Genomic DNA, 14,639 nt, shown 5'->3' with positions numbered 1-14,639 from the left:
TCAACCAGAAAACGTTAAGATTTTTTGGCGCCTTCTTAACACTTTCTTAATTATATAGCCAGGGGCTTTTATTTTGTACCGTAAAAGTTTGTCATACAGGAAGAAGATTTTGTCCTTCCCCATTTTTTTCTAGTTACCTTCGCATAAATGCACAAAAAACCTGTTCTATTTTTGTGCAGTCTCACTATCCCTGTACTCGGATGGTATCATTCCGGTCATGCGCTTGAACACTTTTGCAAAATAATTGGAATCATAATACCCTACCTGCATACTCACGTCCTTGACGCTTATGCTCCTGTCCTTCAGCAGTTTTTTGGCCTCGTTTACCCTGAAACCGGTGAGGTAGGAGGTGAAATTCTGGTCAAAGCACTGTTTGAACAGCTTGCAGAAATAGGCGTCTGAATAATTCATCATCCTGGCAGCATCTTGCATGGATATTTCCTTCATATAATTATTCCGTATATACTCCCGAATGGTTTCCGCCACCTGGGCCAGGCGTCCGTCCCCGTCATCCCTGGGCATGGCTTCTGCATGTTCCTCCCGGCGGATGTCCGGAGAAGGAATGTCCGGAGAAGGAACACCTGGAGAAGGAACGCCTGGAGAAGGAACACCCGGAGAAGGAACGCCCGAAACATTCAGCCGTTTATCCGTCAGCCGCATGGCCTCCTCCATGACAGCCACCAGCTCATCCTCCTCGCAGGGCTTCAGCAGATAATCCAGGGCCCGTATGACAATGGCCCTCTTGGCATAGGAAAACTCATCATAGGCTGTCAGGAAAATAATAATACAGTCCTCGTCCAGGCTGCGGATGCGTTCCGCCGCCTCCACCCCGTTCATCTCCGGCATGGATATATCCATGACCACAATCTGGCTTTTTTCCCTTTTGAATGTCTCCAGGGCCTCTGCCCCGTTCACTGCCTCGCTGATATCCAGGCTGCCGCAAAAATGCCTCTTCAGACGCTTGGCCAGCGCCATACGTTCAATCTGTTCATCATCCGCCAGCAATACACGATACATATACCTCATCCTTTCGTCCTGTCATCAGGGTGTAAAGGCCATCTGCACGACCGTTCCCCGTCCCTCACTGCTGTAAATGAAAACCTCGCCGTCCCGGTACATTCCATGGACCCTGCGGTAAATATTTCCCACGCCCACGCCGGTGGCCTTCTCCTCTCCCCTTGCCAGGGCGAGGCGTATTTCCTCCAGCCGTTCCTGCGCCATTCCCCGTCCTGTATCAGCCACCGATATCCAGAGCCGCCTTCCCTCCATCCAGGAACGGACATGTATCCTTCCCCCCTGTCCCTTGGGAGAAATGCCGTGGATAATGGCGTTTTCCACCAGAGGCTGCAGGGCGAAGGAGGGCACCAGCACCTCCATGGTATCCGGCTTACAGTCCGTGTCATAGCGGATTCTCTGTCCGAACCGCATCTGCTGCAAATACATGTAGTCCTGCACCACCTTAAGCTCCCGCTCCAGGGGCATCACGGAGTCCGTGGATTTCAGGTTATAGCGGAACAGCCTACTCAGGGCATGGATCATCTTCTCTGTGGTGTCTGCATCCTCAATCTGGGCCGTACTGGCAATCATATTCAGTGTATTGAACAGAAAGTGGGGATTTATCTGGTTTTTCAGCATCTGCAGCCGCACCTCGTCCAGCTGCTTCTCCATTCTGTGCTTTTCCGTCAGGGCTTCAATATATCCCCTGGTACTGGCTTTCATGGTGCAAAAGGCCCTGACCAGGCTGGCGATCTCATCACTGCCCTCCGCACAGGTGTCCGGGCCCGTAAAATCATTTTCCCCTATCCGTCTGGAGTCCTCCGCCAGCTCTACCATGGGGCGGACAATGTTTTTCTGGACGGAACGGTTCAGCCATCTGACCATCAAAAGAGCTGCCGCGCCCCACAAAATACTGACTGCCGGCACAATAATGAACAGCGGGCGCTGCATCTCATACCGCTCATTGCCCGACTGCACGGTCATCTGTTCCAGACGGCCCGCATGGGTTGCCAGATATCCCTGAACCCGGTAAATGGTATAGAGGCGGTCCAGATAATCCGGCGCCCCTTCCTCCATCTCCAGAAACGCATCCCTGGCAGCGGCGTAATTCTCATACATATTTAAAATGGACCAGGTGACCCCATAACGTTCCGCACCGATCTCCTCATAGTCAAAGGGCAGGGACTTAAGCGCAGAGCGGGTCCTGGCGCAGGACATCTCATATTTCTCCCTGTTTTCAGGCGACCTGTCCCCTGCATAATACTGGAAGGAACTGCTCTCAGCATCCATGGCCGACCAGAAGGCCAGGCTCCGCGAATTGCCCATAAGCAAATCCCCGAATCCCTTCATGCCATAGCCGGCGATCAGCATCACCGCTGTTATGGACAGGATGACCACGGCGGCCGTGGAAATGGTAATCCATCTGACCTTCCGCTCCAGAGAGCAGGACATCCAAATACCATGCAGTTTTCTTCCTTGCCTTCCTTCCATCCAGTCTACCTCCATCGTTCATAGCTTATTCTATAATAGTTTTTAACATTTTGGAAGAGACAAACCAAAAACATGGCGGAACTTTGTATTTTTGCGCAGCAAAAAACGCCTGCAGCCAGTAAGGCAGTCTGTATTTACTGACATAGGCGTTTTCCTGAGGCCGCCGGCCGTAAGCCGCGGACCATCACAGCAGCTGGTCCTTTTCGGAAGGCACATACACTGCAATATCCTCAATATCGCAGTCCAGTATCCTGCAAAGGTCATTCACAGTCTTCATGGATATGTCCATGTTGTGTTTCAGCCTGTGAAGGGTACTGTCCGACACGCGGTGCTTCTTTGTAAGTGTGTACCAATTTTCCTCAGATTGCTCCAGTGTCTTCCAGAATGGTGAATAATCTATCATCTTTATCTCCTGTATACGCTCAAGCCGCCGAAGGGCTGGTTTCTTAGATAGATTAAGCATAAGTTAGATTTCACATCTTGAATATCTTCGCAATTACGAATATACTATATAAATGTAAATGCTGTTATTTACATATCTGAAAGGCAGGGCAAAGCAAATGGATTATTTCACAAAAGAAGGCATGAAAAAGCTTCTGGAGGATGAAGAGGTAGTCCGCCGTTTGACGGAGTTCATGGCCATGGATGGTGCGGCCTATTTCGAGGAGGTGCGCTCCCATCTGTCCCCTGAGGAGCTGGAAGAATATCTGGATGAGAACCCGGACGAGAGAATCTATCTGAAAAAATAGGTATCCATCCAATATTTCCATCACGTAAAAGAGCGGCCTGTCAAATGACAAACCGCCCTTCTTCATCTTCTTCCTCAAAGTAATCCTTATAGTCCACCTCAATAGAACGGCGCATACGTTTCATGCTGTAATAAAGGTGTTCCTTCAAGGCTTCCTCCAGCCCTTTTTCATTTTTATCCGCAATCAGACGGAATAAATCCTCATGCTCACCGATAATGCGCATAAAATCAGTTTCCGTGATAAAGTCCAGCATCCTGAACCTGGTATAGTGGAGCTGCTGGGCCTGAAGCATCTCCCACAGCTTCTGGCGCCTGACAGCCGCAAACCAGATGGAGTGCATCTGCGCGTCCATACGGTAAAACTGCTCCGGCTCAAAACCCGGTTCCCTGATAACAGCCCTCTGCTGCGCAATGCTGTGGCGGATGTCCTCCATGACCATGGGCGTCTGGATTTCCAGGAAATCCCTGAGCACCATGGTTTCCACGGCCACGCGCATATATATCATCTGCTTGATGTTGTCCAGGCTCAGAAGAGTCACATAAGTGCCGCGGTAGGGAATGGTCTCTGCAAATCCCTGCTCCTGCAAAAGCCGGAGCGCGTCACGCACCGGTGTTCTGGACACCCCAAAGCGCTCGCATATATCATTTTCACTAATCATCTGGCCCGGCTTAAGCCTTAAATCCAGGATTTCCTGCTTAAGTGTCTCGTATACAAGCTCTCCCCGGTTCTTGAAGTTCATCTCTCCCATGGCTGGACCCCCTTATCAATACCCGCATACAGCACAGGCATAAAATGCCGCTCTTCCTATCAAACAGTCCGGCCGCATCAAAAGCTGCCGGACTGCCAACTGGTCTATATTATAAATGATTCCCCCGGAAAATTCAAGCCGGATTATTTAGGCTGCTTGCCGATGTATGCCAGGATTCCTCCGTCCACATACAGCACCAGTCCATTGACGAAATTGGATGCGTCGGAAGCCAGGAATACGGCAGGTCCGCCCAGATCCTCGGCCTCGCCCCAGCGCCCTGCCGGAGTCTTGCTCACGATAAACTGGTCAAATGGATGTCTGGATCCGTCAGGCTGAATCTCACGCAGCGGAGCGGTCTGGGGAGTGGCAATGTAACCGGGCCCGATGCCGTTGCACTGGATGTTGTACTCTCCGTACTCGGAAGCAATGTTCTTGGTCAGCATCTTAAGGCCGCCCTTGGCTGCGGCGTATGCGGATACGGTCTCACGGCCAAGCTCGCTCATCATGGAGCAGATGTTGATAATTTTTCCGTGGCCCTTCTTAATCATGCTGGGGATAACTGCCTTGGACACGATGAACGGCGCGTTCAGGTCCACGTCAATAACCTGTCTGAACTCGGCAGCCGTCATATCGCACATGGGAATCCTCTTGATGATGCCGGCATTGTTCACCAGAATGTCCACCACGCCTACTTCCTTCTCAATCTTTCCAACCATCTCGTTGACGGCGTCCTCACTGGTCACGTCGCATACATAGCCGTGGGCTTCGATTCCCTCTTCCTTGTAAGCAGCCAGTCCCTTGTCAACCAGCTCCTGCTTGATATCATTGAACACGATGGTTGCGCCTGCGCCTGCCATGGCCTTGGCGATGGCAAAGCCGATTCCGTAGGATGCACCTGTAATCAGGGCTACCTTGCCCTCCAGTGAAAAGTTATTTAAATAATCTGCCATTTCTTTTTCCTCCTTGATTTGCTTATCTCATCTGATTGGGCATCATGGTGTCCATGTCGTCAAACTCCATGTTCTCTCCGCCCATGGCCCAGATAAATGTATAGTTGGATGTGCCGGCTCCGCTGTGTATGCTCCAGGAAGGGCTGATAACAGCTTCCTCGTTCTTCATCACAATGTGCCTTGTCTCGGTGGGCTCCCCCATCATATGGAATACCACGTTGTCGCCTGGAACCTCAAAGTACATATAAACCTCCATGCGGCGCTCATGGGTGTGGGACGGCATGGTGTTCCATACGCTTCCCTCCTCCAGCACAGTCATGCCCATGGACAGCTGGCAGGTCTTAAGTACATCCGGGTGGATAAACTGGTTGATAACGCGCTTATTGGCTGTCTCAGATGCTCCGCAGGGCCTCTTGGCTGCCTTTGCAATGGGGATGTAGGTGGTGGTGTAAGAAGTATGGGCCGGCGCGCTTACCATGTAGAACTTAGCCGGTGCAGAAGCGTCGTCGCTGGAAAAATATACTTCCTTTGTTCCCTTTGTGATGTACAGGCAGTCCTTATATCCCATCTGGAATTCCTGTCCGTCAGCCACAATCCTGCCGCTTCCGCCGATATTGAAAATACCAATCTCGCGGCGCTCCAGAAAATAGTGAGTTCCGAAATTCTTCCAGCAGTCAATTCCCTTATCTATGGAAACAGTTTCTGTGGTAGGCATACATCCCAATGTCACCATACGATCCACATGTGAATACACAGCCACTACCTCATTGGCCGCATACAGGTTCTGAATCAGGAACTCATCCCTCAGCTCCTGGGTGGTGTAACGCTTTACATCCCTCTGATTTGCAGAATAGCGAATATCCATTATCTTGTTTCCTCCTTTAAACTTGATTTCCTTTAAATTTAGTTTCCTTTAATCTTAGATTCCTTTAATCTTGACTTTCTTTTGTGTCTACATTTGCCTTTGCGATTTAGATTGCGTTTGAGTTTGTATTTCTTTCTAGCAATTTGTATACAACTTTTTAAATCTGTATACAGATTAACACAGTCGTATATCTTTTTCAATGGGCATATTCTACAAAATTGTAGTGATTTTCTATGCATGTTCACAACAGTAAGGCTTGCGTTGTGTGTCTGTTTATTATATACTTGACCGTGTTTGACCATGAAACATTACAGCGAGGAGAATGATTATGAAAAAAAACATCCTGGTGGGCCAGTCCGGCGGCCCCACAGCCGTCATTAACGCCAGCTTATATGGAGTCATTGCAGAGGGCATGGCCCGGCCGGAAGAGGTGGACCATGTGTACGGCATGGTAAACGGCATCGAAGGCTTCCTCTCAGGCCACGTCATGGACCTGTCCTCTCTTACCCATGAGGACCTCATCCTGCTTAAGCAGACTCCGGCCGCTTATCTGGGCTCATGCCGGTTCAAACTGCCTGAAAACCTGGATGCGCCGGTTTACAGCCTTTTATTTGAAAAATTCAAATCCATGAACATAGGAGCCTGTTTCTATATCGGCGGAAATGATTCCATGGACACGGTTGACAAGCTCTCACGATGCGCCCGGATCCGCCGTGAATCCATCTCCTTCATCGGAGTGCCAAAAACCATAGACAACGATCTGCCTGTGACTGACCATACCCCCGGATATGGAAGCGCCGCCAAGTATGTGGCCTCCACGGTCCGTGAAATTTCCCTGGACGCCTCTGTGTACCAGCAGCCGGCTGTCACTATCGTGGAACTGATGGGACGCCATGCAGGCTGGGTAACGGCTGCTGCCGCCCTGGCCAGAAAATTCCCCGGCGACAATCCTCTTCTCATTTATATGCCGGAAGTGCCGTTCTCCATGGAACAGTTTTTTAAGGACGTGGAGCAGGCCCTGTCCCGCCAGCCCAATGTGGTAATCTGCGTATCCGAAGGCATCTGCGACAAAAACGGCCGTTTTATCTGCGAATACACCAATGACGCCCAGATTGACACCTTCGGCCACAAGATGCTTACTGGCTGCGCCAAGATACTGGAAAGCTATGTCCGCAACCGTTTCCAGGTAAAGGTCCGCTCCGTGGAGCTGAATGTAAACCAGCGCTGCAGCAGCCTTCTGGCCTCTGCCGCCGATGTGCAGGAGGCAGAGAGCTCCGGCAGAACAGCCGTAGAAAAGGCCCTGCAGGGAGAAACCGGCAAAATGGTTACCTGTTCCCGCCTGTCAGGGCCCGGATATGAACTTGAATATGGACTTACAGAGGTAGGCAATGTGTGCAACCGCGAAAAATCCTTTCCTGTGGAGTGGATCACGGCGGAAGGCTCCGATATCGGACCGGAATTCCTGGACTATGCCCTTCCCCTGATTCAGGGGCAGCCGGACCACATCATGGAAAACGGACTGCCAAAATATCTCTGCAGGAAGTAAGCGCCTCAGCCGTCACACCCCGGAATATGCCGAAAATCCGCCGTCCACCGGAAGTATGATTCCGGTGATAAAACCGGCCGCCTCATTGTTGAGCAGGAACATGAGGGCCCCGTTCAGCTCCTCAGGCCTGCCGAACCGCCCCATGGGGGTGGCGGCCAGCACCTTGGCGGTTCTGGCCGCGGGCTTTCCGTCCTCCTCATAGAGGAGGCCCTCATTCTGCCGGGTCACAAAGAAACCCGGAGCAATGGCATTGACCCGGATTCCAGCTTTTGCGAAATGCACGGCCAGCCATTGGGTGAAATTGCTGAGTGCGGCCACGGCCCCGCTGTATACAGGTATTCTGGTAAGGGGCCTGGCCGCGCTGGCAGAGGAGATGTTGATGATATTGCATCCCTCCCGTCCCACCATATCCTTGGCAAAGACCTGGCAGGTCAGAAATCCTCCTAAAAAATTCAAATCCAGCACGCCCTGCACCCCCTTATACTCCATATCAAAGAAGGTAGCCACATCGGCCTCTATATCCCCCATCTCAAAATATTCTTTCGATGTATTAGCCCTGGCCTGGTTGCCTCCCGCTCCGTTTATCAGGATATCGCAGGGTCCTAACCGAGCCAGCACCCTGGCATGAACGCTCTCCAGCATCTCCTTATCCATCACATCCACTCCATAGGCGGCAGCCGTCCCCCCAGCCTCCCGTATGTCCCTGGCTGTCTCCTCAGCCGCCTCCAGGTTAATGTCCAGAAGGGCCACTGCTGCGCCGGCTCTGGCCAGCGTCCTGGCAAACATGCCGCAGAGGATTCCCCCCGCGCCGGTCACCACCGCCATCTTTCCCGTCAAATCCGTCCCCAATACCACCTTTCCTTCCTCCCTTCCTGCTCTTTACTTTCATTCTTTTCCCATTCATCCTCACCGGCTGATGGACAAAAAGGGCCTGAGAACGTTCTTCCCGGCCCTTTCCTGATTTATATTGTGTTTTTTGTCTGATTTTGTGCTGTACAGACCGGCTGTCAGGACATTACCTGCTCATTTTCTCCACAGCCTCGAACAGGCCATTGAGGTAGGTAGCGCCTAATGCTCTGTCATACAGGCCGTATCCGGCTCTTCCTGTCTCTCCCCAAATCATACGTCCGTGGTCAGGTCTTACATAGCCGTCAAAACCATTCTCCACCAGGGCCTTCACGATACCGAACATGTCCAGGGAACCGCAGCAGGACAGATGTGCTCTTTCCTCAAAGCCGTTATCCAGCACAGCCACATTTCTCAGATGCGCGAAGTGGATTCTTCCCATGGCGGCGTATTTGCCGGCCAGTCTAACCACGTCGTTCTTAGCGGAACAGCCCAGGGAACCGGTACACAGTGTGATTCCATTGTGCCTGTCATCCACCAGCTTTAAGAACTTATCCAGGTTCTCCTCACAGGTAATGATTCTGGGAAGACCGAAGATGCTCCAGCATGGGTCGTCCTCATGGATTGCCATATTCACGTCGCACTCGGCCGCAACCGGAATAATGCGCTCCAGAAAATATTTTAAGTTATCCCAGAGATTTTCCTCTGTCAGGCTGTGGTACTCCTCCACTACAGCCTTAAGTCCGTCCTTGGTGTAGCTGGAATCCCATCCCGGAAGTGTCAGGTCGCTGTCGCTGTTAAGAGGATTCACTGCATCTACCTGCTCCTGATAGTACACCAGGGAGGTGGATCCGTCAGCCAGCTCATGGTCTAACTGGGTCCTGGTCCAGTCAAATACAGGCATGAAATTGTAGCAGATACATTTAACACCTGCCTCCGCAACACGGCGGATGTTCTCACAGTAGTTCTCGATGTACTTGTCCCTGGAAGCCTTGCCCAGCTTTATATCCTCATGGACAGGAATACTCTCAATCACATCAAAGCCCAGGCCAGCATCCTCTACCTGCTTCTTCAGCTTTGCAATGCTCTCCCTGCTCCACACTTCGCCTACCGGAACATCGTATACAGCCGTAACGATGGACTGCATGCCCGGAATCTGGCGGATATTCTCCAGTGTTACCTTGTCGTCTTCCCCATACCATCTGAATGATAATTTCATGTGTAAACTCCTCCTGATAAGTGTTGTTTTACGTTCCCTAACCTATGGTTTTATTATAACAGAAACCATTTTTCCGTCCATAGTGATACTTGCCGTCCATATTGCAAATGTTGTTGTTTCATGCTAAGATGGGGATAAAATCATGATAAATCATGTTTCCCGAGAGGAGGGACTCCCGTGAAAAAACAGCTGTCCATGGACTTTAACACACGGCAATACATGCAGTCCGGAGACTTTGAACTCTTCTATTACAATGACACTGCGCTTAAATCCGTAGATGCCCATGAACATGACTACTACGAGTTCTATTTTTTCCTGGAAGGCGATGTTACATACCACATCGGTGATAAAAGCTATCAGCTGGAATACGGGGACTGTCTGCTGATTCCGCCTGATACCCCCCATTATCCCCAGTTCCATTCCTATGATAAACCCTACCGCAGGTTTGTATTCTGGCTGAATCAGGATTACCACAAAAAGCTGCGCCAGACCAACGAAGATTTGACATATTGTTTTGACTATGCCCAGAGCCACCAGGCCTACCGGTTCCACACAGACACCATTACCACCCAGGAGATTCAGGGAAAGCTTACCGACCTGATGGAGGAGCTTGCGGGCGGACGCTCCTTCCACCGCCTTGTCTCGGAGCTCATGGCTGTCTCCTTCCTGGTGTACATTAACCGCCTTCTCTATGACAGCCTCCACCAGAAATCAGCTGTCTACGAAAATGTTCTGTACCTGAACATCTGCGACTATATCAACCGGCACCTGGAGGAGGACTTAAGCCTGGACAGCCTGTCGTCCTTTTTCTATGTGAGCAAATACCATATCTCCCACATCTTCAAGGACAACATGGGTATCCCGCTCCACCAGTACATCCTGAAAAAACGGCTTCACGCCAGCAAGAACGCCATATTGTCCGACCAGCCCATCAGCCATGTTTACCTCCAGTACGGCTTCAAGGACTACACCAGCTTTTTCAGGGCATTCAAAAAAGAGTACGGTGTTTCCCCCAAGGAGTACCGGGAGCAGCACCGCCTGCCTGAACAGCAGGATTACACCATATAAGGGGATTTGACTGACATGAATACACCTGACATCCTTTCCTTTGACACATACAGAAACTGTATCCTCTGCCCCAGAATGTGCAAAGCCGACCGCAGCCGCGCCGCAGGCTACTGCGGCTGCAGCAGCGTCCTTACGGCTGCCAGGGCCGCCCTTCACCACTGGGAGGAGCCCTGCATCAGCGGATCTGCGGATGCAGACGGCGGTTTAACAGCGCCCGGCGGCGCCCATTCGGATTCCGGCGGCAGCGGCACCGTCTTTTTTTCCGGCTGTACCCTGGGCTGCTGCTTCTGCCAGAATCATAAAATCAGCAGCGGGCACTTCGGCCGGGAGATGACCGCTGAGGAACTGGGCCAGGTTTTCCTCCGTCTCCAGGACCAGGGGGCATATAACATAAACCTGGTGACACCCACCCAGTACCTGCCCCATATTATCTCCGCCCTGGACCAGGTACGCTTTAAGCTCACCATACCTGTGGTCTATAACTGCGGCGGCTATGAGCGTGCGGAGACAGTAAAGGCATTAAAGGATTACGTGGACATATGGCTTCCCGACTTCAAATACTATGATAACCGTCTGGCCCAGCGATATTCCAGGGCTGCGGACTATTTTGAGACGGCCGCTGCCGCCATCCGGCAGATGATTGACCAGACCGGCGCTCCTGTTTACCAGTCTGTCTCTCCCGGACTGCTGGCAAAAGGCGTCATCATCCGCCACATGGTCCTGCCGGGACAGCGCCGTGATTCCATTGCCCTGTTGGAATGGATAAGCGGCAATCTGCCCCGGGGCCGGTATATGATCAGCCTTATGAGCCAGTACACTCCCTACATCCAAAACCAGGAATTCCCGGAACTAAACCGCCGCATCACATCATACGAATATGACAAGGTGGTGGATGCCGCCATCCGTCTGGGACTCACCCAGGGGTTCATGCAGGAAAAAAGCAGTGCCAGGGAAGAATATACTCCGCCCTTTGATTTGGAAGGACTATAAGGTATTCCGGACAAAGGTATTCGGGACAAAAGTATTCGGGACAGATGAACGGGTTTCAGAACAAAAAAAGCGCCTGCCTCATCCGGCTGCGCCATCCCGTTTTTCTTTTCCCCTGTTCTCCAAACCTGCTCTCTAAAGACTTTCCTGAATCTCATAAAAACATGAAGACGGATATCGAATCTTTGACTAACCACGTTCGCAGATTACGATATCCGTCTTCTAACTATTTCGTCCATTGGACTAAACCTCACTTTTCCGAAACAATTCTTTTAATTATTTCTGGCTTTTCTATATTAAGTTGTTACACCATTCTACGTTCTGTTACTTCGCTCCTACTTCTGCATTTCTTCACTTATGTCTGATTCATTTCTTTTATTGCTTTTTCTTTACTATCCGGTATCATCTTTCGTTCTAATAATACTTTCTCGTCATATCACCAAACCGAATTTATTTTTCTGATACTCTTGAGATAGTGTTACAAATTCAATCATTCATTTGTTTATAAATGCTTCACTCAACAGTCTGTATCTTTAATTCATATCTTTAAATAACTGCAATTGCTCTTAAAACATTCAATCTATATAACTTGTATTTCGATTATTAAATTATCTGTCTGTGAACTTACCCATTCACATATTAGTTTCTTTAACTCATGAAAACCTGCTACTTCTTGAATTGTTTACCAACCGATTGGATTCCTGTTTCTTTAAATCAATTTCTTAAAATTACTTATCTGTTTGAGCGTTTCACTTTGGTAGTTTGGTTTTTCCTGGTCTCATTTATAATTAAATTTCTTTAAGTTATAAATGAAACAAAATTTAAGTCTTTGGCGGTCCGTACCTCCTTTGCTTGGATTTTATTACTTGTGAACTGATTGTCTACAGTTCCTTGAAATCTTTTGTTCTCTGTTCTTTTGTTGTTTTCATTATAGTAAATGCCCCCGCATTTGTCAACACTTTTTTAGTTTTTTTATTATTTTTTTAGTTTATTAATATTCGAATCCATTTTATTACAATTGTTTCTATTTTTATACATATCTTAACCTTTTATTTGTGTTAATTGTTTAAATATTCTGATTTTTTCCAAAAAAAGATACCTATTCCTACCGGATACAGGTATCTTTTTCCTGTTATTTACTTTTTATCTGTTTGAATCATCCCTTAAATGCTTCCACTTCTTCCCTGGAGGGTATGGAGGGTGCTGCCCCGGGGCGTGAAACCGCAATTGCGGCTGCCTTGGCAGCCAGGTCAAGGGCCTCTCCCGCATCCAGCCCCTGCACCAGCCCGCCAATAAGGAAACCGGTAAATGTATCACCGGCAGCCGTTGTATCCGCCACAGGAACCTTATAGATTCCCTGTGTCAGGATTCGTTGGCCGTCCCTGTAAAGGGAGCCGTCTCCGCCCAGTGTCAGAACTATCTTTGACTCCGGAAATTTGTCAGAAAGCTTTTGGAGCAGCTCCTCACCGCTTCCCTGCTCCCCGCATATATCTCCTGCCTCAATCTCATTCAACAGGAAATAATCCACATATTCCAGGGGATAGGTACTGATTTTATCGTCCATGGGAGAAGGGTTGAATACAAGCACCATGCCTTTTTCGCGGGCTCTCTCCATGATATAGCCAATCTCGCTGATTTCATTCTGCAGTACCAGGTAGTCCCCCTTCTCAAAGTGGTCCATAACCCCATCCACCATTTCCCTGGTAATCTGCTGGTTGGCGCCGCCGAAGAGAAGGATGCAGTTGCCCCCGTCCTTTGCCTTCTGGATAATGGCATGGCCGGTCTTTCCATCCAGCACGGATATATACTCCGTATTCACCCCGGCTTCCTTTAACTGGCGAATGAGAAAATCCCCGTCCCCGGTGCCGATGGCACCTGCGTGCCATACCTCTGCCCCGCTTTTACTCAGGGCAATGGACTGGTTTAACCCCTTGCCGCCTGAAAACACATGCATTTCTTCCGAGGACATGGTCTCCCCTCCCCTGACAAAGTGGTCCACACTATAGGTGTAATCTATGTTCAGTGAACCGTAATTAAGTATCTTCATGATTCTTCTCCTTTCCATTCGTTTGATTCTTTATTCTTCCGGCACCATCTTCCCCACATCCTGGGGAATCCGGGTCAGGTCCCGCTCCACAATCAGATATATCACTGCATCCGGAGGGTTCTCCTCCAAAAGCGACCGGTCAAAGGCCTGCCAGTGATAAAAGTCCACATTGGCAAAGTACCGGGGCAGGAAATCCATGAGGGCTGTGCCGAAGGAATCCCGTATAACGGCAATCCGGCGCTTATCCGGCGCCCCGGGTGTACTTGTATGGACAATATTCTTATCCCCGTTTACATCCTGCACCGTGACCTCAAGGTCTTCGTGATACCCGCTTACAAGGGCAATCTGGTCATCGCAGTATTTCTCAGGCAGGTGGAACAGATTGGCCAGGTCACCCGGGGCTCCCTTGATATAATCCACCTGCACATCCTCTATGGGCAGCGGTGTCCCTCCCAATGCCTCAATGAGCATCTGGCCTGCCGCGTATCCTCCTGCGCTGTTCCAGTGAGTATCCGTCTTATAATACCACACATAATCCCGGTTCGTGTTAAAGTACTCCCTGGGGTCCAGAACCGTCACATCCGAGTGCTCCCGTATGTAATCCTCCAGCTGTCCGGGCCGGTTTCCATCCCAGACCCGCTTATATGCATCCGGCATATATTCCCTGTAGATTCCTTCCTTGTTGGGAGCAATCATCATGAGAAAGGGTATGCCCCGGCTCTCATAATATCCGGCTGCCTTTATGATCTGTCCGCCAATCCAGGCAGCATCGTCCGGGTAAAAGGGCTGTGTTCCCAGGGCATCATAAAGGCTCATGCCCCCGGCAAAAAAGTACCAGCCATCCTTTCCCACAATCACATCCTGGGAATCCGCATAGCCGAACAGCTTTAAATTAATCATGGAATTCAGGCTCAGGAACAGGTTCCTGAATGCCGCATGGTCATTGATATAACTGTTGACCGCAGACGGATACGCCTCATATGTATCCGGTGAAAACACGGGAAACTCTGCCAGGTTCCTGTTTTCCCCGGTGCCTGTCTGGCTGCCTCCCTTCACAAAGGGAAACAGCAGGTTGGGTATCAGAAGCAGGGCCCAGAACCCCGCAATCATAATCTTCTTCATCATAG

General features: G+C 50.1%; 14 protein-coding genes. 4 read left to right on the top strand and 10 right to left on the bottom strand.

Features of this window, described 5'->3' with window-relative positions; translation table 11 throughout:
• Positions 1–165: 165 nt before the first annotated feature.
• The 3 genes from LI015_RS14170 to LI015_RS14160 all read right to left on the bottom strand — a co-directional run bounded on the left by LI015_RS14170 (position 166) and on the right by LI015_RS14160 (position 2,890).
• Positions 166–1,017, bottom strand: a complete 852-nt coding sequence (locus LI015_RS14170) for a response regulator transcription factor (protein WP_227125435.1) — start codon at positions 1,015–1,017, stop codon at positions 166–168.
• 24 nt (positions 1,018–1,041) lie between these two features.
• On the bottom strand, positions 1,042–2,487 hold the full coding sequence (locus tag LI015_RS14165; protein ID WP_227125433.1) for a sensor histidine kinase: 1,446 nt from the start codon (positions 2,485–2,487) through the stop codon (positions 1,042–1,044).
• Between the two features lie 184 nt (positions 2,488–2,671).
• The gene (locus LI015_RS14160; protein ID WP_002569725.1) at positions 2,672–2,890 is read right to left on the bottom strand and encodes a helix-turn-helix domain-containing protein; all 219 of its coding nucleotides are present in this window, start codon (positions 2,888–2,890) and stop codon (positions 2,672–2,674) included.
• A gap of 157 nt (positions 2,891–3,047) precedes the next feature.
• On the opposite strand from LI015_RS14160, the gene LI015_RS14155 reads away from it, so the two are divergent.
• Positions 3,048–3,236 (top strand): hypothetical protein, encoded by a 189-nt coding sequence (locus LI015_RS14155; RefSeq protein ID WP_002569726.1) that lies wholly within the window; start codon positions 3,048–3,050, stop codon positions 3,234–3,236.
• Between the two features lie 40 nt (positions 3,237–3,276).
• Here LI015_RS14155 and LI015_RS14150 read toward each other — a convergent pair whose 3' ends face one another.
• From LI015_RS14150 to kduI, 3 genes are all read right to left on the bottom strand, one after another.
• Entirely contained in the window at positions 3,277–3,984 is a 708-nt protein-coding gene (locus LI015_RS14150; protein WP_002569727.1) for a GntR family transcriptional regulator, read from the bottom strand.
• Between the two features lie 143 nt (positions 3,985–4,127).
• A complete protein-coding gene (locus tag LI015_RS14145) occupies positions 4,128–4,934 on the bottom strand; it encodes a gluconate 5-dehydrogenase (RefSeq protein WP_002569728.1) in 807 nt (268 codons plus the stop codon).
• 22 nt (positions 4,935–4,956) lie between these two features.
• The gene (gene kduI / locus LI015_RS14140) at positions 4,957–5,799 is read right to left on the bottom strand and encodes a 5-dehydro-4-deoxy-D-glucuronate isomerase (protein ID WP_002569729.1); all 843 of its coding nucleotides are present in this window, start codon (positions 5,797–5,799) and stop codon (positions 4,957–4,959) included.
• A 328-nt stretch (positions 5,800–6,127) separates the two neighbouring features.
• On the opposite strand from kduI, the gene LI015_RS14135 reads away from it, so the two are divergent.
• On the top strand, positions 6,128–7,345 hold the full coding sequence (locus LI015_RS14135; RefSeq protein ID WP_002569730.1) for a 6-phosphofructokinase: 1,218 nt from the start codon (positions 6,128–6,130) through the stop codon (positions 7,343–7,345).
• A 12-nt stretch (positions 7,346–7,357) separates the two neighbouring features.
• On the opposite strand, the gene LI015_RS14130 is transcribed toward LI015_RS14135, so the two are convergent.
• On the bottom strand, positions 7,358–8,200 hold the full coding sequence (locus tag LI015_RS14130) for an SDR family oxidoreductase (protein WP_002572141.1): 843 nt from the start codon (positions 8,198–8,200) through the stop codon (positions 7,358–7,360).
• Positions 8,201–8,360: 160 nt separating this feature from the next.
• Entirely contained in the window at positions 8,361–9,410 is a 1,050-nt protein-coding gene (uxuA, locus tag LI015_RS14125) for a mannonate dehydratase (protein WP_002569732.1), read from the bottom strand.
• A gap of 177 nt (positions 9,411–9,587) precedes the next feature.
• Here uxuA and LI015_RS14120 point away from each other — a divergent pair, with 177 nt between their 5' ends.
• Both LI015_RS14120 and LI015_RS14115 read left to right on the top strand, forming a co-directional pair.
• On the top strand, positions 9,588–10,478 hold the full coding sequence (locus LI015_RS14120) for a helix-turn-helix domain-containing protein (RefSeq protein ID WP_002569733.1): 891 nt from the start codon (positions 9,588–9,590) through the stop codon (positions 10,476–10,478).
• Positions 10,479–10,493: 15 nt separating this feature from the next.
• Complete coding sequence (locus tag LI015_RS14115; RefSeq protein WP_002575741.1) at positions 10,494–11,468, top strand: radical SAM protein; 975 nt, start codon at positions 10,494–10,496, stop codon at positions 11,466–11,468.
• Between the two features lie 1,153 nt (positions 11,469–12,621).
• Here LI015_RS14115 and LI015_RS14110 read toward each other — a convergent pair.
• The gene (locus LI015_RS14110) at positions 12,622–13,512 is read right to left on the bottom strand and encodes a ribokinase (RefSeq protein WP_002572139.1); all 891 of its coding nucleotides are present in this window, start codon (positions 13,510–13,512) and stop codon (positions 12,622–12,624) included.
• Between the two features lie 30 nt (positions 13,513–13,542).
• Positions 13,543–14,637 carry an alginate O-acetyltransferase AlgX-related protein gene (locus LI015_RS14105; protein WP_002572138.1) on the bottom strand — a complete coding sequence of 365 codons (1,095 nt, stop codon included), beginning with the start codon at positions 14,635–14,637 and terminating at the stop codon, positions 13,543–13,545.
• Positions 14,638–14,639: the final 2 nt, after the last annotated feature.

The sequence above is a fragment of the Enterocloster sp. 210928-DFI.2.20 genome (genome assembly GCF_020554465.1).
GTDB lineage: Bacteria > Bacillota > Clostridia > Lachnospirales > Lachnospiraceae > Enterocloster > Enterocloster bolteae.
The sequence above is the reverse complement of the archived record's forward strand: the minus strand, read 5'-3'. Positions and strand labels throughout refer to the sequence as shown.